19 protein-coding genes are annotated in these 16,060 nt (G+C 71.1%); 8 read left to right on the plus strand and 11 right to left on the minus strand.

Annotated features, from left to right (window positions below; genetic code table 11):
• Window positions 1-10: 10 nt before the first annotated feature.
• On the plus strand, window positions 11-265 hold the full coding sequence (locus FLL47_RS24685) for a hypothetical protein (protein WP_144122932.1): 255 nt from the start codon (window positions 11-13) through the stop codon (window positions 263-265).
• Between the two features lie 44 nt (window positions 266-309).
• On the opposite strand, the gene FLL47_RS24690 is transcribed toward FLL47_RS24685, so the two are convergent.
• Window positions 310-636, minus strand: a complete 327-nt coding sequence (locus FLL47_RS24690) for a DUF3040 domain-containing protein (RefSeq protein ID WP_186315893.1) — start codon at window positions 634-636, stop codon at window positions 310-312.
• 490 nt (window positions 637-1,126) lie between these two features.
• Between FLL47_RS24690 and FLL47_RS24700 the strand changes: the two genes are divergently transcribed.
• From FLL47_RS24700 to FLL47_RS24710, 3 genes are all read left to right on the plus strand, one after another.
• Complete coding sequence (locus tag FLL47_RS24700; RefSeq protein WP_144122934.1) at window positions 1,127-1,330, plus strand: type II toxin-antitoxin system antitoxin; 204 nt, start codon at window positions 1,127-1,129, stop codon at window positions 1,328-1,330.
• A gap of 11 nt (window positions 1,331-1,341) precedes the next feature.
• Window positions 1,342-1,956 (plus strand): GOLPH3/VPS74 family protein, encoded by a 615-nt coding sequence (locus tag FLL47_RS24705; protein ID WP_144122935.1) that lies wholly within the window; start codon window positions 1,342-1,344, stop codon window positions 1,954-1,956.
• Between the two features lie 90 nt (window positions 1,957-2,046).
• On the plus strand, window positions 2,047-2,571 hold the full coding sequence (locus tag FLL47_RS24710) for a P-loop nucleotide/nucleoside kinase family protein (RefSeq protein ID WP_144122936.1): 525 nt from the start codon (window positions 2,047-2,049) through the stop codon (window positions 2,569-2,571).
• Here the strand turns inward: FLL47_RS24710 and FLL47_RS24715 are convergent, their stop codons facing one another.
• Window positions 2,572-2,757, minus strand: coding sequence for a hypothetical protein (locus tag FLL47_RS24715; protein WP_144122937.1), 186 nt, complete (start codon window positions 2,755-2,757; stop codon window positions 2,572-2,574).
• 105 nt (window positions 2,758-2,862) lie between these two features.
• Between FLL47_RS24715 and FLL47_RS24720 the strand changes: the two genes are divergently transcribed.
• The 3 genes from FLL47_RS24720 to FLL47_RS24730 all read left to right on the plus strand — a co-directional run bounded on the left by FLL47_RS24720 (window position 2,863) and on the right by FLL47_RS24730 (window position 6,122).
• Window positions 2,863-3,135, plus strand: a complete 273-nt coding sequence (locus FLL47_RS24720; protein WP_144122938.1) for a dsRBD fold-containing protein — start codon at window positions 2,863-2,865, stop codon at window positions 3,133-3,135.
• A gap of 100 nt (window positions 3,136-3,235) precedes the next feature.
• Window positions 3,236-4,687 (plus strand): phytoene desaturase family protein, encoded by a 1,452-nt coding sequence (locus tag FLL47_RS24725; protein WP_246158543.1) that lies wholly within the window; start codon window positions 3,236-3,238, stop codon window positions 4,685-4,687.
• A gap of 1 nt (window position 4,688) precedes the next feature.
• Window positions 4,689-6,122, plus strand: a complete 1,434-nt coding sequence (locus FLL47_RS24730; protein ID WP_144122940.1) for a lipase maturation factor family protein — start codon at window positions 4,689-4,691, stop codon at window positions 6,120-6,122.
• A 43-nt stretch (window positions 6,123-6,165) separates the two neighbouring features.
• On the opposite strand, the gene FLL47_RS24735 is transcribed toward FLL47_RS24730, so the two are convergent.
• Both FLL47_RS24735 and FLL47_RS24740 read right to left on the minus strand, forming a co-directional pair.
• Window positions 6,166-6,360, minus strand: a complete 195-nt coding sequence (locus FLL47_RS24735; RefSeq protein ID WP_144122941.1) for a helix-turn-helix transcriptional regulator — start codon at window positions 6,358-6,360, stop codon at window positions 6,166-6,168.
• Window positions 6,357-6,755: a hypothetical protein gene (locus FLL47_RS24740; RefSeq protein WP_144122942.1), complete on the minus strand. Its 399-nt coding sequence runs from the start codon at window positions 6,753-6,755 to the stop codon at window positions 6,357-6,359. The genes FLL47_RS24735 and FLL47_RS24740 overlap by 4 nt, the downstream gene beginning before the upstream one ends.
• Window positions 6,756-6,990: 235 nt before the next feature.
• Between FLL47_RS24740 and FLL47_RS24745 the strand changes: the two genes are divergently transcribed.
• Window positions 6,991-8,451, plus strand: coding sequence for a hypothetical protein (locus FLL47_RS24745; RefSeq protein ID WP_144122943.1), 1,461 nt, complete (start codon window positions 6,991-6,993; stop codon window positions 8,449-8,451).
• A 132-nt stretch (window positions 8,452-8,583) separates the two neighbouring features.
• On the opposite strand, the gene gnd is transcribed toward FLL47_RS24745, so the two are convergent.
• From gnd to FLL47_RS24780, 7 genes are all read right to left on the minus strand, one after another.
• The gene (gene gnd / locus FLL47_RS24750) at window positions 8,584-9,639 is read right to left on the minus strand and encodes a phosphogluconate dehydrogenase (NAD(+)-dependent, decarboxylating) (RefSeq protein WP_144122944.1); all 1,056 of its coding nucleotides are present in this window, start codon (window positions 9,637-9,639) and stop codon (window positions 8,584-8,586) included.
• 9 nt (window positions 9,640-9,648) lie between these two features.
• Window positions 9,649-11,277, minus strand: coding sequence for a glucose-6-phosphate isomerase (gene pgi, locus FLL47_RS24755; RefSeq protein ID WP_144122945.1), 1,629 nt, complete (start codon window positions 11,275-11,277; stop codon window positions 9,649-9,651).
• A gap of 163 nt (window positions 11,278-11,440) precedes the next feature.
• Window positions 11,441-12,451 (minus strand): LLM class flavin-dependent oxidoreductase, encoded by a 1,011-nt coding sequence (locus FLL47_RS24760; protein ID WP_144122946.1) that lies wholly within the window; start codon window positions 12,449-12,451, stop codon window positions 11,441-11,443.
• Window positions 12,448-12,771, minus strand: a complete 324-nt coding sequence (locus tag FLL47_RS24765; protein WP_144122947.1) for a TIGR04076 family protein — start codon at window positions 12,769-12,771, stop codon at window positions 12,448-12,450. Before FLL47_RS24765 ends, FLL47_RS24760 begins: the two co-directional genes overlap by 4 nt.
• Window positions 12,768-13,157, minus strand: a complete 390-nt coding sequence (locus tag FLL47_RS24770) for a nuclear transport factor 2 family protein (RefSeq protein WP_144122948.1) — start codon at window positions 13,155-13,157, stop codon at window positions 12,768-12,770. The genes FLL47_RS24765 and FLL47_RS24770 overlap by 4 nt, the downstream gene beginning before the upstream one ends.
• On the minus strand, window positions 13,154-14,815 hold the full coding sequence (locus FLL47_RS24775; protein ID WP_144122949.1) for a DUF885 domain-containing protein: 1,662 nt from the start codon (window positions 14,813-14,815) through the stop codon (window positions 13,154-13,156). The genes FLL47_RS24770 and FLL47_RS24775 overlap by 4 nt, the downstream gene beginning before the upstream one ends.
• Complete coding sequence (locus FLL47_RS24780; protein WP_144122950.1) at window positions 14,812-16,053, minus strand: amidohydrolase family protein; 1,242 nt, start codon at window positions 16,051-16,053, stop codon at window positions 14,812-14,814. Before FLL47_RS24780 ends, FLL47_RS24775 begins: the two co-directional genes overlap by 4 nt.
• Window positions 16,054-16,060: the final 7 nt, after the last annotated feature.

Here is a 16,060-nt window from a genome sequence, read left to right on the forward strand (position 1 = left end):
TGCCGTTTTCATGAGGTCCGAGAAGTCTGTCCTGGGTAGGGTCGCCATCTGGCTCGGCGTCGCCGGCCTGGCACTCTTGATCATAAGTTTCGGCGACCGGGTGACCGCCGAGATCGATGGTCAGCACGGCCGCCTGTACCTATTGATCACCGGTTTGTTCATTCTCACGTGGGCGGTCGTGTCCGTGGTGGGAGCGGTGATCATCAGGGAGCTGAGGGAGCACGAACTGACACGCCGCCTGCTGAGGAGCGGCGAAGCGGAGTAGCCCGGAAGCGAACCTGTGCAGCGGTCCGGCGGGACTGCCGGTGTTCAGGCAGGGATGTCCTGGGGGCCGCGGTGAACGGTGCGGCTCACCCCCGGCTGCAGCGCGCAGCGCCGGGCGGCGGTGCCCGCACCCACCGCGGCGAACAGGGCGACCAGCCCACCGCCCAGCCACCCCGCCAGCAGCAGGACGGTCGCCAGCACCACCGCTGCGGCGGCCAGCGCGAACCCGACCCGCGCGGCGGTCCGCCTGCGGTATTCCACCGGCGGGCAGGCGACACCGATGCTCAGGCCCGCCACGAACACCGGATCACCGGCGCGGGTCTGCTCAGCCAGCCCCTCAAGAAGTGCCTGTTCCTCCGGACGCAGCGACATCGCACCCACCTCCTCCTGTGCCCACCTCCTACCCAGCGCACGCGGTCGCATACCGCTCGCGAACCGCCGAACATTCCGGCGCAGCCGGTGCGGCGGGCGGCTACTGATCCGATGCCCCGGTTTGGCAACCGGGGCATCCGGGGTACGGCTGAGGCATCGACAGCAGGAGGCAGAAGATGTCGACCATCACCGATCCTCGCGATCCGGTGCAGCCCATGCCGGCACCGGAGCCGCCCCAGCCCGCTCCCCCGCCCACACCTCCACCACCGGCGCCTTCGCCGATCCCGCCGGTCCCACCGCCGCCTATGTGACGACTCGGCAGCCCGCGGGGAGGAGCCCGATGGCCACGTGCCGCCGGGGGTCACACTGAGCACGGACCCGACGGAGGTCCCGCACGTCGTGCGGGACCTCCGTCGTGCTCGGGGCAGCGAGGCCGCGCATCTTGCGCGGATGCTTGCGCGCAGAAAATAGATATCACTATGATAGCGACATGGCGGGTGAACGGAAGCAGCTGTTGCTGCGGCTCGACCCCGCCGTGCACGACGCGCTGGCCAGGTGGGCGGCAGACGACCTGCGCAGCGTCAACGCGCAGATCGAGTTCCTGCTGCGCCGGTCCCTGGCCGACAACGGCAGGCTGCCCGGTGGCGTCGGCGAGCCCAGGCGGCGCGGACGTCCCCCCAAGGACCCGGACTGAGAGAGACAGACATGGAGCTCACCTCACAGGTCTATCTGCTGGCCTACAACACCGACAGGCACAAGCTCACCTGCAACGGTTACCTGGGATACGTTCTTCGCGCCGCAGCTCTGACCGAGCTCCTCCAGCTCGGTGCACTGTCCGATGCCGACGGTAAGGCCAAGCCGACCAGCGTCCGCGTGACCGACCCCATGCTCGCCGACGTGCTCCGGGACCTTGCCGACGCGCCCAAACTCAAGAGCTGGGCGCACTGGGTGCACCGCGCACAGACGCCGATGTTCCGCGCGGTGCAGCAGCGGCTGGCCGATGCCCGCCTCATCAGCACCGAGCGTTATCGGATGCTCGGTCTCTTCCCGGCGACCAGAGTCAAGGTGCACCAGCATCGGCTGATCAGCGAGCTGCGGTCGACGGTGTCCCGCACGCTGAGCGCAAGCAGGGCCCACCCGCAGGAGGCGGCGCTGACGGCGCTCGCCGCCATCGGGGAGATCCGAATCGCGGTCAGTCGGGCTCAGGCCCGCGAGCACAAGCAGCGCATCGAACAACTGACCGACCAGGCCGGGCCGGCGCTGCCCGCACTGCGCAAAGTCATCCGCGACCACCACGCCGCCACCTCCGGCGGAGGCTGATCAACGGAATCGAAAACGGCGAGCGCGTCGCCGAGTCCACGGCCCGGTTCTCGGAGCCGCGAGCTCGAGGCGTGCGGCTAAGGTTTCCGGATGAGCGATCTTCAACCCGTGGTCTGGCTGCTGGCCGGGCTGCCGGGGACCGGCAAGACCACGTTTGCGCTCACCCTGGAGAAAGCAGGCGTCGTCCGGCTGTCGGTCGACGACCGGATGACCGCATTGCACGGCCGCATCGGCAAGGACTACGCCGAGCACGAGCACCTCACGCTCCTGGCGCCGGTGGTGGAAAGCGTGCGTCGACAGCTGATCGAACTCGTCCAGGCGGGTCATTCGGTCGTCCTGGACCACGGATTGGGACGGCGGGCGCAGCGGGAGGAGCTCAAGCAGCTGGTCACCGAGCACGGCGGAACCTGGCGCCTGGTCACCTTCCAGCTCGACCGCGATGAGCTGCTACGCCGCCTGTCCAGACGTAACGAGGATCCGGCGCACGTGGCGATCACACCGCAGCTCCTCGACTGGATCGCCGAACACAGCGAGGCCCCGAACGGCGAAGGTGAGGAGCTTCCGCCGAACCCGACCCACGGCGTCACGGGTCACGCACCGGTTCGACCGGCGTGATCAGGGCAGGTTGACGCAGGCCAGCCGGGCGCCCGCCATACCGGCGTGGCCGGCCGCGGTCTGGGTCGCCTCGGCGTGGACGATCAGTGACTGCGGCGGGTTCTGCTGGTTGAACGGCCACTGATGGGTCGCCGAACTCTGCGCACTGCCGTCCGGCCCGGTGGTGAAGTCGAGCCACCCCGCCACCGGGGTACGAGAAACGTGCGTGGCCGTTCGGGACGAAGACCTTGCACCCTGACGGCTCGACTCACGCGCGGGGCAGAATGAAAAGGGCGCCCCAGGAGGTGGACGATGCCGAACAAGACGCGCTGGATCATCGACCTGGACATCGAGGAGGTCCAGGAGGAGCGGTGCACACGCGCGGTGGCGAGGCTGCGCCGTGACGGAACGAGCCTGGAGGGCACAGGCACCGCCCACCGCCATCCCCGCGACCTCGACCTGGCACGCGTCGGCGACGATCTCGCAGCCGCTCGAGCCCTGGTCGAACTCGCCAGCCTGCTGCAGACCGACGCCGCACAGGTCCTGGAGAAGTTCGGCGCGACACCGCCGCCGCCGACTGCCTGAACCGCGGCGCGAGGTGTGACCGGCTCGGAACCCGGGTACACAGCACGTCGAACGTTCGTGCTCCGCGCACAGGACGGCTGGTGTGATGGCTGGTGGCGGTGTGGACGGCGTCGATGCGGTCGTGGTGGGCGCCGGACCGAACGGGCTCGCCGCGGCGGTGACCCTCGCTAGCGCCGGGCTGCGGGTGAGCGTCTTCGAGGCCGCCGACACGGTAGGCGGCGGCGCCCGCACCGAGGAGCTGACCCTGCCCGGTTTCCGGCACGACCCGTGCTCGGCCGTGCACCCGCTGGGGGCGGGCTCGCCGGTGCTGCGGTCCTGGCCGCTGGACCGGCACGGCCTGCATTGGCTGCACCCGGAGGTGGCGCTGGCGCACCCGTTCCCGGACGGCACGGCCGCGACGCTGTCCCGCTCCGTGGCGCAGACCGCCGCCTCGCTCGCGATCGACGCGCAGCAGTACCGGCGGCTGGTCAGGCCGTTCCTGGGCCGCTGGGACGAGCTGGCACCGGACGTGCTGCGCCCCCCGCTGGGAGCCATGCCCCGCCACCCGTTGCTGCTGGCCCGTTTCGGTATCCCCGCAGCGCTGCCCGCTGCCGTCCTGCTGCGCCGGTTCCACGGTCCGCGCGCGCGTGCGCTGCTCGCCGGACTGGCGGCGCACACCACCTCACCGCTCAGCTCGCCCGGTAGCAGTGGCGTCGCGTTGACGTTCGCCCTGGCCGCGCACGCGGCCGGGTGGCCGCTGGCCCGCGGCGGGTCCCAGGCCATCTCCGACGCCCTGGCGGCCTACCTTCAGGAACTGGGCGGGCGGGTATACACCGGACACGCGGTCACGAGCCTCGACGAGCTGCCGCGGGCGCGGGCATACCTGCTGGACGTCGTCCCGCAGCACCTCGCCGAACTGGCCGGCGCCCGGCTGCCGGAGCGTTACCGCGACCGGCTGCGCCGCACGCGACGCGGCCCGGCCGTTTTCAAGATCGACTATGCGTTGTCGGGACCGGTGCCGTGGACGGCACCGGCCTGCCGGCAGGCGGGCACCGTGCACCTCGGCCCGTACGACACCGACGTCGCCGACTCGCTGCAGGCCGTGCACCACGGCGCCGCACCGGACCCGCCGTTTTTGATCACGGCGCAACCCAGCCTGTGGGACCCCACGCGCGCCCCGACCGGCTCCCACGTGTTCTGGGTGTACGCCCACGTACCCAACGGCTGGACGGGCGACCTCACGCCCGCGATCGAGGCGCAGCTGGAACGGTTCGCGCCCGGTTTCCGCGACCTGGTGCTCGCCCGAGCCGTCGCCGGGCCCGCGGAGATCCAGCGGCGCAACCTCAACTACCTCGGCGGCGACATCGCCGGCGGCAGCTGCGAAGGCCTGCGACTGCTGTTCCGGCCGAACTTCGCACCGGTCCCCTACGCCACCCCGGACCCGGCCGTGTTCCTGTGCTCGGCGTCCACGCCGCCCGGACCCGGTGTACACGGCATGTGCGGTTTCCACGCCGCCCGAGTGGCGCTGCGGCGGGTCTTCGGGGTGCGGCTGCCGGGCCCCGGCGAGGGCTGACATGGACTGGTTCACCGCACCCGAGTACTGGTGGAGCCGGCTGCTGTTCCAGCGCGGACTCGCCGCCGTCTACCTCGTCGCGTTCCTGGTGGCCGTCAACCAGTTCCGGGTGCTGCTCGGCGAGCACGGCCTCACCCCCGTGCCGCGGTTCCTCGCCCGTACGCCGTGGCGGCGCGCGCCGAGCATCTTCCACCTGCGCTACTCCGACGGCCTGTTCACGGCCGTGGCATGGACGGGCGTAGCGGTGTCCGCCGCGCTGCTCGTCGGTGTCGGCGACCTGGTGCCGCTGTGGACCGCGATGGCGATGTGGCTGCTGCTGTGGCTGCTGTACCTGTCGATCGTCAACGTGGGACAGCTGTGGTACGGATTCGGCTGGGAGAGCCTGCTGCTGGAAGCGGGCTTCCTGGCGATCTTCCTGGGCAACGCCCGGGTCGGCCCGCCGGTCGTCATGCTGTGGCTGCTGCGCTGGCTGCTGTTCCGGCTCGAGTTCGGCGCCGGGCTGATCAAGCTGCGCGGCGACCGCTGCTGGCGCGACCTGACCTGCCTGTACTACCACCACCAGACCCAGCCCATGCCCGGTCCGCTGAGCTGGTGGTTCCACCACCTGCCCCGCCCCCTGCACCGCGCGGAGGTCGCCGCCAACCACGTCACGCAGCTCGTCGTGCCGTTCGGATTGTTCCTGCCGCAGCCGGTCGCGAGCGTGGCCGCCGGGACCATCATCGTCACCCAGCTGTGGCTGGTCGCGTCGGGCAACTTCTCCTGGCTGAACTGGATGGCGATCGTCCTGGCGGCCTCGGCGCTGGACCTCTCCCCGCTGCTCGGGTCCGGCACCGCCACGACCGGACCCGGCTGGTACCAGTTGCTGGTGCTCGCCGCCGCGGCGCTGGTGATCGCGCTCAGCTACCGGCCGGCCCGCAACCTGGTGGCGCGACACCAGCTGATGAACCACAGCTTCGAACCGCTGCACCTGGTCAACACCTACGGCGCGTTCGGCAGCGTCACCAAGCTCCGCAACGAGATCGTCATCGAGGGCACCGACGAGACCCACCCCGGTCCGCAGACCATCTGGCGGGAGTACGGCTTCAAGGGCAAACCCGGCGACACCCGCCGGCTGCCGGGGCAATTCGCGCCGTACCACCTGCGCCTGGACTGGCTGATGTGGTTCGCCGCCATGTCCCCGCTGTACGCCCACCCCTGGCTGCTCGACCTGATCGGCCGCCTGCTCACCGGCGACCGCGCGCTGCTGCGGCTGCTGCGGACCAACCCGTTCCCCGGCAAACCGCCGACCTACGTGCGGGCTGTGCTCTACCGCTACCGGTTCACCACACCCGCCGAGCGGCGCGCCACCGGCGCCTGGTGGCACCGCACCCTGATCGACGAGTACGTGCCACCGGTCACTCTGCGGCACGGCGTCCGAACTCCACACGGTCCCTGACGACCCGCTGCCGTGAACACCGACCCGACGCCGCGAAGTTCGGTCACTGCTCGTCGAGGAAGAGTTCTTCGATCCTCAGCTCGAAGAGCTTGGCCAGACGGAAGGCGAGCGGAAGGCTCGGATCGAACTTCCCTGTCTCGATGGCGTTGATCGTCTGCCTGGAGACGCCCGCACGCTGAGCCAGGTCGGCCTGCGTCCAACCCCGTTCGGCGCGTAGGTCCGTGATGCGGTTCTTCATCGGTATCGGAGCTTGCCGACGGCGAACGCGACCATGAAGACGACTCCCATGAGCGCGGGAAGGACGGCGACATTGACGTCGCGGGCGACGAGGCCAACGGCGTCCGCGACGACGTAGGCGAATCCGACGACCCACCCCACGCCGAGGGTGACCGCCAGCGCATCCTGCATGATCTTCCGTTGCAGCTCATCGAGTGCGTGGAGAAAGCGCGTGAAGGCGACGATCCAGCCGATGCCGACGGCCAGATTGACGGCGACGGCGACCCAGCTCGCCACCTGCTGCGGCGGATCCCACAGGAGTCGGGGGCCGAACTTGGCCAGGGCAAGGCTCGCCGCCCAAGCGAGCGTCCAGAGTACGAGTCCGACGGACGCCTTGAGCTCGTTCTGTGCTTGCACGGGCGGTCTCCTCCGGTGCGGTGTCAAGGACACTTGACACACTATGAGACGGCGTGCCGTGATGTCAAGTGTCCTTGACATCGAGCGCCATCTCGCGGCAGCGACATGGGTAAACGAGTAGCCACCCGGCAGCGAGCACCGACCCACAGAGCCAAACCTGCTTGCACCGCGAGTTCACGTCGGTGATCCTGAGCGCCGCGATCGGCGCCGCTGGTCCCGTACGAGCAGGAGTGTCGTGTCCGCTCAGCAGATCCTGCTCGCCCTGGCGGGTAACCCGGCATTGCCACCCGAGCACGTCGACAGGCTCATCGCGACAGGCGACGCGGCCGTGCTGACGGAGTTGGCCGACGGGCAGCCGCTCACGCCGGCCCAGATCGAAACCCTCGTGGCGACCGGCCACCGCGACGTCCTGCTGGCACTGATCAAGTCAGAACACCTCATGATCCAGCAGATCCCGCCTGATGACCCGTGGCTGCTGCTCGCCGCCGTCCACCGGGACGACGCACCCGCCGACCTGCTGCGGTCGCTCGCGTCATGCCCGGACGTCGCGGTACGTCACGCGCTCGGTGACCAAACGCTCGAGCGGCGCGACATCGCCGAGGCACTGGCCGGCGATCCGGTCTGTGCGGTGGCCGCCCACGCCGCTCGGCTCTGGGAACTGCCCGAGAAGCTCGCCTTTCGGTTGGCCGACCGGACCGAAGCGTGCGTCCGGATCGCCCTGGCCGCCAACGGCAACGCGCCCGCCCGGCTCCTGGCCGACCTGATCGACCACGGCGGATCACCGCCGATGAACCCGTGCCCGCATCAGCCGGACGGACCGGCCGCCCGGCAAGAGGTGCAGCGGGTCGCGGCGGGCAATCCCACGACGCCCCTCGACGCGGTCGAGCCGTTCACCGTCGCACCGAACCAGCCGATGGCGCTCGCGCTCGCGACCCGTCCCGATCTCACGGACGAGACCTACGACCGTCTCGTCTCGCTGGAAGACCACCAGGTGACGATTCGTGTCGCGATCAACTGGGCGGCCCCGCCCGACCTGCTCCGCAGGCTCTACGACACGGACGCCGGCCACTGGCGCGGCGCTGTCCTGGCCAACCCGCGAACGCCGCTGGACCTGCTGGTGCGGCACAGCCGCGAAGGCGGGTCACCGAGCACGGACTTCCACCCGGCACTCGACGAGCTGGGCGTCCTGGCCGCAGACGCCGATCCGCGGGTGAGGCTGGTCGCGGCCGCCAGTCACCGGCTTCCTGACGACGTACGCGCAGCGCTAATTGACGACGCGGACTTCGACGTGTCGAGTCGGGCGGTCCGCAGTTCCGCGGTGTCCGCCGAGCAGATCCGGGCGGCCGCCGCCCGGCACGGACCCGCGATGTTCCCGGCACTGGCCGGCCTTCGTCGCTGCCCGCCCGACGTCCTGCTCGCCATCGCGACGCATCCCCAGGCACCGGCCGAGGCGGTCACGACCGTCTCCTGGAACGAGGCGTCGCCGCCCGCCGCGCTGGAGGCATGTCTGCGGCATCCGGCGAACGCCGTGTGCGTGGCAGGCAACCCGGCCACACCGCCTGACGTTCTACTGGAACTGGCAGCCCATCCCGATCCCGAGGTGGTCCTGGAAGTCGCCCGCAATCCGGCCATCCCGCCCATGGCCTGTCGACGGCTCGTGGAGTCCGCCGACCAGACCAGGACACCCGGGATCTGATCCCCGGGCCGACGGTCACGTGGCCATCGATGCCGCCCGTCGACGAGTACATGTCGCCTGTCGCGCTGCACCACGACCATGGTTTCGGCGCAGTCCGAGATCGCCTAGGTCCCGGCCACACGTCGCGTCTTCCTAGCCGTGGCTGCCCTGGCGCTTCCGGCCCTTCTTCTCCGCGTGGCCGCCGAACTCGCTGCGCATCGCCGACAGCACCTTGCCGGTGAACTCGCCGAGTCCCCGGGATTCGAAGCGCTGGTTCAGGGCCGCGGTGATGACCGGAGCCGGCACGCTCTCGTCGACCGCGGCTATCACGGTCCACCTGCCCTCGCCGGAATCGGAGACGTGTCCGGCGAAGTCGTCGAGCTGCGGCGAGCGGGCCAGCGCGGCGGCGACCAGGTCGACCAGCCATGAACCGACGACCGACCCTCGTCGCCACACCTCGGCCACCTCGGCGACGTCGATCTCGTACTGGTAGGCCTCGGGGTCGCGCAGCGGCGCGGTCTCGGCGTCCACGACGTGGTCCCGCTTGCCGACGTCGGCGCTCTTGATGATGCTCAGACCCTCGGCGATCCCGGCCATCATGGCGTACTCCACGCCGTTGTGGACCATCTTGACGAAATGTCCGGCGCCGTTGGGTCCGCAGCGCAGGTAGCCTTCCGGCGCGGTCCCGCCCTTACGCGTCCGGCCCGGTGTGGGTTCGGCGTCGCCGAGGCCGGGTGCGATGGTCTTGAAGATGGGATCGAGCCGGTCGACGACCTTCTGCTCGCCCCCGATCATGAGGCAGTAGCCGCGTTCGAGTCCCCAGACGCCGCCGGAGGTCCCGCAGTCCACGTAGTGGATCTTCTTTGCTGCGAGCTGCCGGGCGCGGTCGATGTCGTCGCGGTAGAAGGAGTTGCCGCCGTCGATCACCACGTCGTCCGGTGCGAGCAGCCCGGCGAGTTCGTCGAGGGTCGACTGCACGATGGCGGCCGGCAGCATGAGCCATACCGACCGGGGCTTGTCCAGCTTCGCCACGAGATCGGCGAGCGACGTCGCGCCGACCGCGCCCTCGGCCGCGAGTTCGGCGACGGCGGCGGCGTCGATGTCGTAGACGACGCACCGGTGCCCGTCCCTGATGAGGCGGCGGACGAGGTTGGCGCCCATCCGTCCGAGACCGATCATGCCCAGCTGCATGGGTTTGGCGGTGGCCATCGCCTGCTCCTATCCCTTGAGGCGCCGGTAGCGGCGGATGAGCGCGTTCGTCGAGGAGTCGTGGCTCAGGTCCGGCTCGGTGCTGCTGGTGAGCTCGGGAACGATCTGGGCCGCGAGTTGCTTGCCGAGCTCCACACCCCACTGGTCGAAGGAGTCGATGCCCCAGATCGTGCCCTGGGTGAAGACGCTGTGCTCGTAGAGGGCGACGAGGCAGCCGAGCAGGTACGGGGTCAGCTTCTCGGCGAGCAGGACGTTGGTGGGGCGGTTGCCCTGCATCACCCGGTGCGGCACGACGTCGGGGGCCGTGCCCTCGGCCCGCACCTCGTCCTCGGACTTGCCGAAGGCCAGCGCCTGGGCCTGGGCGAACACGTTGGACGACAGGATGTCGTGGTGGTCGCCCAGGGGGTTGAGGCTCTTGCCGAATCCGATCAGGTCGACCGGGATCAGCCGGGTGCCCTGGTGGATCAGCTGGTAGAAGCTGTGCTGGCCGTTCGTGCCCGGCTCGCCCCAGTAGACGGCACCGGTGTCGTAGTCGACGAGGTCGCCGCCCAGGGTCACGTGCTTGCCGTTGGACTCCATCGTCAGCTGCTGCAGGTAGGCGGGGAACCTCTTCAGGTATTGCTCGTACGGCAGGACGCCGACCGTCTGCGCACCGTGGAAGTTCGCGTACCAGACGGCCAGCAGGCCCATCAGCACCGGCAGGTTCTCCGGCAGCGGTGCGCTGCGGAAGTGCTCGTCCATCTCGTGAAACCCGGCGAGCAGGTCGTGGAACTGCTCCGGCCCGATCGCGATCATCGTCGACAGCCCGATGGCGGAGTCCATCGAGTAGCGTCCGCCGACCCAGTCCCAGAATCCGAACATGTTCGCGGTGTCGATGCCGAACTCCGCGACCCGCTCCGCGTTGGTCGAGACCGCCACGAAATGCTTCGCGATCGCGTCCTGGGTGCCCAGCCGGGACACCAGCCAGTCGCGGGCCGAGTGGGCGTTGGTGAGGGTCTCCAGGGTGCCGAAGGTCTTGGACGAGATGATGAACAGGGTCTCGTCGGCGGACAGGTCGCGGGTCGCCTCGACGAAGTCGGTGGCGTCGACGTTGGACACGAAACGGAAGGTCAGGTCCCGGTCGGTGTAGTGGCGCAGTGCCTCGTACGCCATGACGGGTCCCAGATCCGAGCCGCCGATGCCGACGTTGACGACGTTCCTGATCCGCTTGCCGGTGTGGCCCTTCCAGTCGCCGGAGCGGACGCGCCGCGCGAAGCCGGCCATGCGGTCCAGCACCTCGTGGACCTGCGCGACGACGTCGACACCGTCGACGGTCAGGGAACCGCCCCTGGGCATGCGCAGCGCGACGTGCAGCACCGAGCGGTGTTCCGAGACGTTGATCGGCTCCCCCCGGAACATCGCGTCGCGGTGCCCGGCCAGGCCGGACTCCTCGGCGAGGCGTACCAGCAGACGCAGCGTCTCGTCGGTGATCAGGTTCTTCGAGTAGTCGAGGTAGATCCCGGCCGCTTCGGCGGTCAGCCGCTCACCGCGGCCCGGGTCGGCGGCGAACAGCTCCCGGAGACGAACTTCGCCCAGCTCGGCGCGGTGCGACTCCAGCGCCTGCCAGGCGGCACGGTCTCGAAGGGGGACGGTCGGCATCGCTGTTCCTCTGGTCGACTTTCAGGCATACGCACTTCGCGCCCATGGGGACACGTTAAGCCCTCTATCGTCCGTTTCAGGAAGTTCCCAGCGATTTGCTCTACGAGGGTGCCGCGCCTGGCCGCCGCGCCGGGATAGGCGAGGCGGCCAGGCGCGGCAGCGCTCAGCCGATCGTCGCCCGCAACGCCGGAAGGACCCGGCGGCCGAGCAGGTCGACGCCGGACATCGGGGTCAGCCCGTGCGGGGTGCCGAACTCGACCCGCGACGCCCCGGCGGCGAACACGGCGTCGGCCTGCGCGGCGACCTGCTCCGGCGTGCCGGAGAACGCGAACAGGTCCAGCAGGTCGCCGCTGATCAGCGCCCCGGCGGCATCATGCTCGCCGCGGGCGACGTGCTGCTGTACGCGGGTGAGCAGCTCGGGGTCGATCTCGACGGTCGGGTCGAGGTCGGCGACGACCGCGATGTACATGGCCACCTCCGTGCGGGCCAGCCGCCGGGCCGCCGCGCCGTCCTCGTCGACGACGGTGACCGCACCCAGCGTCACGCCGACGTCGGCCGGGGACCGGCCGGCGGCCGCCGCGGCCGTGTCGACCCAGGCGCGCATGGTCTTGGCCATGGCCGGGTTGGCCGAGCCGCCGACCTTGATGTCGTCGGCGACGGCGGCGGCGAGTTCCGCGGTCTTCTGCCCCCAGGTGCCGATCAGCAGCGGCACCCGCGGGCGCAGCGGCGTGTAGCGCAGCGCGGTGCCCGCCGCGATGGTCAGCTCCCGGCCGGTGTAGCCCGCCGGGTCCTGGCCGAGCAGCAGGTTGACCACGTCGACGGTTTCGCGCAGCCGGCGCAGCGGGCGGGCCTGCGGCACGCCGACCTGGTCGAGCCAGGTGCCGCGGGCCAGGCCGAGGTAGGCCCGGCCGCCCGAGGCGATGTCCAGCGCCGCGGCCTGTCCGGCGATCTCGGCCGGGTGCATCGTGTACGGGTTGAGGCAGGCCGGTCCGAGCTTGATGCGCCGGGTGTGCTGGGCGGCCACCAGCAGCGGGAAGATGGGCGGCTGGTACATCAGGTCGCCGAACACCGACAGCACGTCGAAGCCGTGCTGCTCGGCCAGCTCGGCGATGGCCGCGTACTCGCCGGCGGTCTTGTCGGACTGCACGCCGAGGCCGATCAGGCGCTGGGTCATGTGAGTTCCTCGGTGGGGATGGTGCGCCGGCCGGTGCGCTCGATGCGCATGATCAGCCGTTCGTCGGGGTCGGGGCAGGCGACGTGGCTGTCGGTCTCCAGCCAGTCGCCGGGCGGCAGGGGCCGCTGCTTGGCCGGCAGCAGGGGCAGGCACGCGGCCAGGGCGTACAGGCAGAAGTGCTTGCCCTCGGGGATGGACAGCCGGTTGGACTCGGTCAGGTCGATGTGGTCGCCGACGTGCATGCCGCACACGGAGCGGCCCTCGATGCGTTCCACGACGACACGCAGGTCGTACAGGTCGGTGACGGGTCCGTCGGTCATGACACGGCCTCCGCGTGGTGGTGCACGATGCGCCAGCCGGTGTCGTCGCGGCGCAGCACGTCGGTGACCCGGAAGACGGCGTCGGGGCTGCCGTCGGCGTGCCGGGCGCGCAGCACGTACCGGGCCAGGCCGGTGTCGCCCCAGGTCTCGGTCGACAGGTCCTCGGGCGCGACCGTCACCGATGCGGACACCGGCCCGTCGGACGCGGGACGGGCCGCGGCGCGCTGGTCGCGCAGGGTGTCCAGCTGCGCGACGCCGTGCAGCATGGCCGGGGCGTCGGACTCCCAGATGGTCAGGTCGGGGTGCAGGTGGGCGTCGAAGGCCGGGCGGTCGCCCAGGGCCTGGTACATCGCGGTGATGACCGGGGCGATGTCGGGGGTCGTCATGGCCGCTCCTGGTGGTCGAGTTCGGTGAGTACGGTGCGCAGCGGGTCCAGGCCCATCGGGCCCAGCCGCAGCGCGTCGGCGTGGAACCGCTTGCGGTCGAACGCGGCTCCCGCGCGGCGCTCGGCGTCGCGGCGGACCTCGGTCCACAGCCGTGCGCCGGCCTTGAACGCCAGCGCCTGGCCGGGCCAGCCGAGGTAGCGGTCGACCTCGAAGCGCGCGGTCGCGGTGTCGAGACCGGCCACCGTGGACAGGAACCCCACCGCGAACTCGGGGCTCCAGCGGGTCTGGTCGGTGATGCCGTTGCCGTCGGGGATGGGCACGTCCAGGTGCAGGCCGATGTCGATGACGATGCGGGCGGCCCGCCACATCTGGCCGCAGAGCATGCCGAGGCGCTCTGCGGGTCCGGCGTACAGGTCGAGTTCGTCGGCGAGGCGCTCGGCGTAGTGCGCCCAGCCCTCGGCGTAGCCGTGCACGTGGCACAGGTGCCGCTGCCAGGGGTGCAGCTGCTCGGTCGTCATGGTGATCGCGTGCTGGAGGTGGTGTCCGGGCAGGCCCTCGTGGTACAGGGTGCCGACGTGGCTCCATACCGGGATCTCGGCCTGTCCGCCGGGCACCGCCCACCAGATGCCGCCGGGACGGGTCAGCGTCGCGTCGGGCGGGGTGTAGTACATGACGCCGGAGGCCGCCGGGCTGATCCGGCACGTGACCTGCCGGGTTGCGGCGGGGATGTCGAAGTGGGTTCCGTCGAGGGCGTCGGTGACCTGCTCGACGCGCCGGCTGAGCCATTCCTCCAGCGGAGCCCCGGTGGCCACCCGCCACGCCGGGTCGGCGTCCAGCGCGGCCATGGCGGTGGCCGTGTCGGGGTGGCCGAGCTGCAGGGCGACCTGCCGCATCTCCTCGGCCGTTTCGCGCAGCTGCGCCCAGCCGTAGGCGTAGAGCTCGTCGAGGTCGACCTCGGCGCCCAGGAAGCTGCGGGAGGTCACCGCGTACATCTCGCGGCCCACGCCGTCGACGGTCCCTGCGCGGGGGGCGAGTTCGTCGCGCAGGAAGTCGACGAACCGTCCGGTGGCCGCGGCCGCTTCGCGGGCACCGGCGGCCAGGCGGTCGCTCAGCGCACCGCCGGAGTAGCCGCCGACCAACCGGCCGTAGAAGTCGTCGGTGGTGATCCAGGCGGTGGCCTGGTCGGCGACGGCGAGCACCTGGCGGCGGGCCACGAGGTGGCCGCGGTCGGCGGCGGCACGCAGGGTCGCGGCGTACGCGTCGAGGGCCCCGCCGAGATCCTCCAGGTGCCGGGCCACGACCGCCCAGTCGTCCTCGGTCTGCCGGGGCAGCTGGTCGAAGACCTGGCGGGTGAGGTGCACCGGGGTGGCCAGCGGGGCGAGCAGGCGGGTCGTGAAACCGGCGTCGTGCAGCGCGAGATCGCTGTCGAGCCGGTCGAGCAGCGCCGCCCGCAGCGCCCGTTCGGCGGTGGTGCCCGCGGTGGCCGTGCGCACCGCGGCCAGGGTGCGGCGGTCGAGGTCGGCGCGGGCGGCGAACCCGGCCGGGGACAGGTCGCCGAACCGGGACGGCAGCGGCCGCCCGACCACGTCGGCGGCGTCGGGGTCCACGGTGGCCAGCGCCGCGAGATAGGCGTCGGCGACCTTGACGATGGTGGTCATCGGCGGGCCTTCCCGGTCGCGTTCGTGTCGTCGCGGTACACGACGCCGTCCTTCATGACCAGGCGCAGGGTCCGCAGGGCGGAGATGTCGCGGGTCGGGTCGTCGCGCAGCACCAGCAGGTCGGCGTGCTTGCCCGCCTCGACCGTGCCGAGCCGGTCGTCGGCCCCGAGCCACTGCGCCGGGCGGACGGTGGCGGACTTGAGCGCGTCGGCGACGCTCATCCCGGCCTCGACCATGAACTCCAGCTCGCGGACGGTGGCGGTGGTCTCGTCGTATCCGGCGTGCGGCGGCATGTCGCTGCCCATCGCGATCGGCACCCCGTTGCGGATGGCCAACTGCAGGCTCTCCCAGTGCCGGGGACCGGCGGCCAGTGCCCGGTCCATCAGCCAGCCGGGCACGCCGGAGTCGCGGAAGAACTGCTCGCATCGGCTGACCACGATCGTCGGCACGTACCAGACGCCGCGGGCGGCCATCAGCTTGGTGACCTCGTCGGTCAGCTCGTAGCCGTGCTCGACGCAGTCCAGGCCGAGTTCGACGGCGCGGCGCACGGAGTCGGCGGGACCCGCGTGTGCGGTGACCTTGCGTCCCCAGTCGTGGGCGACCTGGATCACCGCGGCCATCTCGTCGTCGAGCAGCTGCGGGGTGTCGATCGACTCGTGCTGCCCGGCGATGCCGCCGGAGATGCACACCTTGATGAGGTCGGCCCCGGCGCGGATCTGCTGGCGGGTGAGCTTGCGGAAGCCGTCGGCCCCGTCGGCCTCCAGCGCGTCGGCGTCCCAGCCGTGCCCGCCGGTGCAGCACAGCGCGTGTCCGGCGGTGAAGATGCGCGGGCCGTCGACGGCACCCCGGTCGATGGCCTTGCGCAGCGCGAAGTCGGCGTAGCGGCTCTCCCCCACCAGGCGGGCGGTGGTGATGCCCGCGTGCAGGGTGCGCCGGGCCGAGTCGGCCATCAGCAGCACCAGTTCGGCCTGGTCGGAGCGGTGCACCTCGTCACCGAAGTGGCCGGGCAGGCCCAGCGACAGGTGCACGTGCATGTTGGTCAGGCCGGGCATCACGTACCCGCCGTCGAGGTCGACGACGGTGGTGTCGCCTGCTTCGGCGAGCACGTCGTCGACCGGGCCGACAGCGCGGATGAGGCCGTCGGGTCCGATCCAGACGCCCTGGTCGGACTGTGCGGTGTCGGTGACGGCGTCGTAGACGGCGCAGTTGACGAGGACCTGCTCGGTCGGGCGGTTCATGCGACCT

It is taken from the genome of Catellatospora sichuanensis (genome assembly GCF_007483665.1).
GTDB classification, from domain to species: domain Bacteria; phylum Actinomycetota; class Actinomycetes; order Mycobacteriales; family Micromonosporaceae; genus Catellatospora; species Catellatospora sichuanensis.

Bases quoted from the DNA above. Each gene is read 5' to 3' on its own strand.
- pgi (WP_144122945.1), bottom strand. From the start codon at position 11,277: ATGCCGACCGTCCCCCTTCGAGACCGTGCCGCCTGGCAGGCGCTGGAG.
- FLL47_RS24730 (WP_144122940.1), top strand. From the start codon at position 4,689: ATGGACTGGTTCACCGCACCCGAGTACTGGTGGAGCCGGCTGCTGTTC.
- FLL47_RS24700 (WP_144122934.1), top strand. From the start codon at position 1,127: ATGGCGGGTGAACGGAAGCAGCTGTTGCTGCGGCTCGACCCCGCCGTG.
- FLL47_RS24780 (WP_144122950.1), bottom strand. From the start codon at position 16,053: ATGAACCGCCCGACCGAGCAGGTCCTCGTCAACTGCGCCGTCTACGAC.
- FLL47_RS24720 (WP_144122938.1), top strand. From the start codon at position 2,863: ATGCCGAACAAGACGCGCTGGATCATCGACCTGGACATCGAGGAGGTC.
- FLL47_RS24685 (WP_144122932.1), top strand. From the start codon at position 11: ATGAGGTCCGAGAAGTCTGTCCTGGGTAGGGTCGCCATCTGGCTCGGC.
- FLL47_RS24705 (WP_144122935.1), top strand. From the start codon at position 1,342: ATGGAGCTCACCTCACAGGTCTATCTGCTGGCCTACAACACCGACAGG.
- FLL47_RS24765 (WP_144122947.1), bottom strand. From the start codon at position 12,771: ATGACCGACGGACCCGTCACCGACCTGTACGACCTGCGTGTCGTCGTG.
- FLL47_RS24760 (WP_144122946.1), bottom strand. From the start codon at position 12,451: ATGACCCAGCGCCTGATCGGCCTCGGCGTGCAGTCCGACAAGACCGCC.
- FLL47_RS24735 (WP_144122941.1), bottom strand. From the start codon at position 6,360: ATGAAGAACCGCATCACGGACCTACGCGCCGAACGGGGTTGGACGCAG.
- FLL47_RS24770 (WP_144122948.1), bottom strand. From the start codon at position 13,157: ATGACGACCCCCGACATCGCCCCGGTCATCACCGCGATGTACCAGGCC.
- FLL47_RS24710 (WP_144122936.1), top strand. From the start codon at position 2,047: ATGAGCGATCTTCAACCCGTGGTCTGGCTGCTGGCCGGGCTGCCGGGG.
- gnd (WP_144122944.1), bottom strand. From the start codon at position 9,639: ATGGCCACCGCCAAACCCATGCAGCTGGGCATGATCGGTCTCGGACGG.
- FLL47_RS24775 (WP_144122949.1), bottom strand. From the start codon at position 14,815: ATGACCACCATCGTCAAGGTCGCCGACGCCTATCTCGCGGCGCTGGCC.
- FLL47_RS24690 (WP_186315893.1), bottom strand. From the start codon at position 636: ATGTCGCTGCGTCCGGAGGAACAGGCACTTCTTGAGGGGCTGGCTGAG.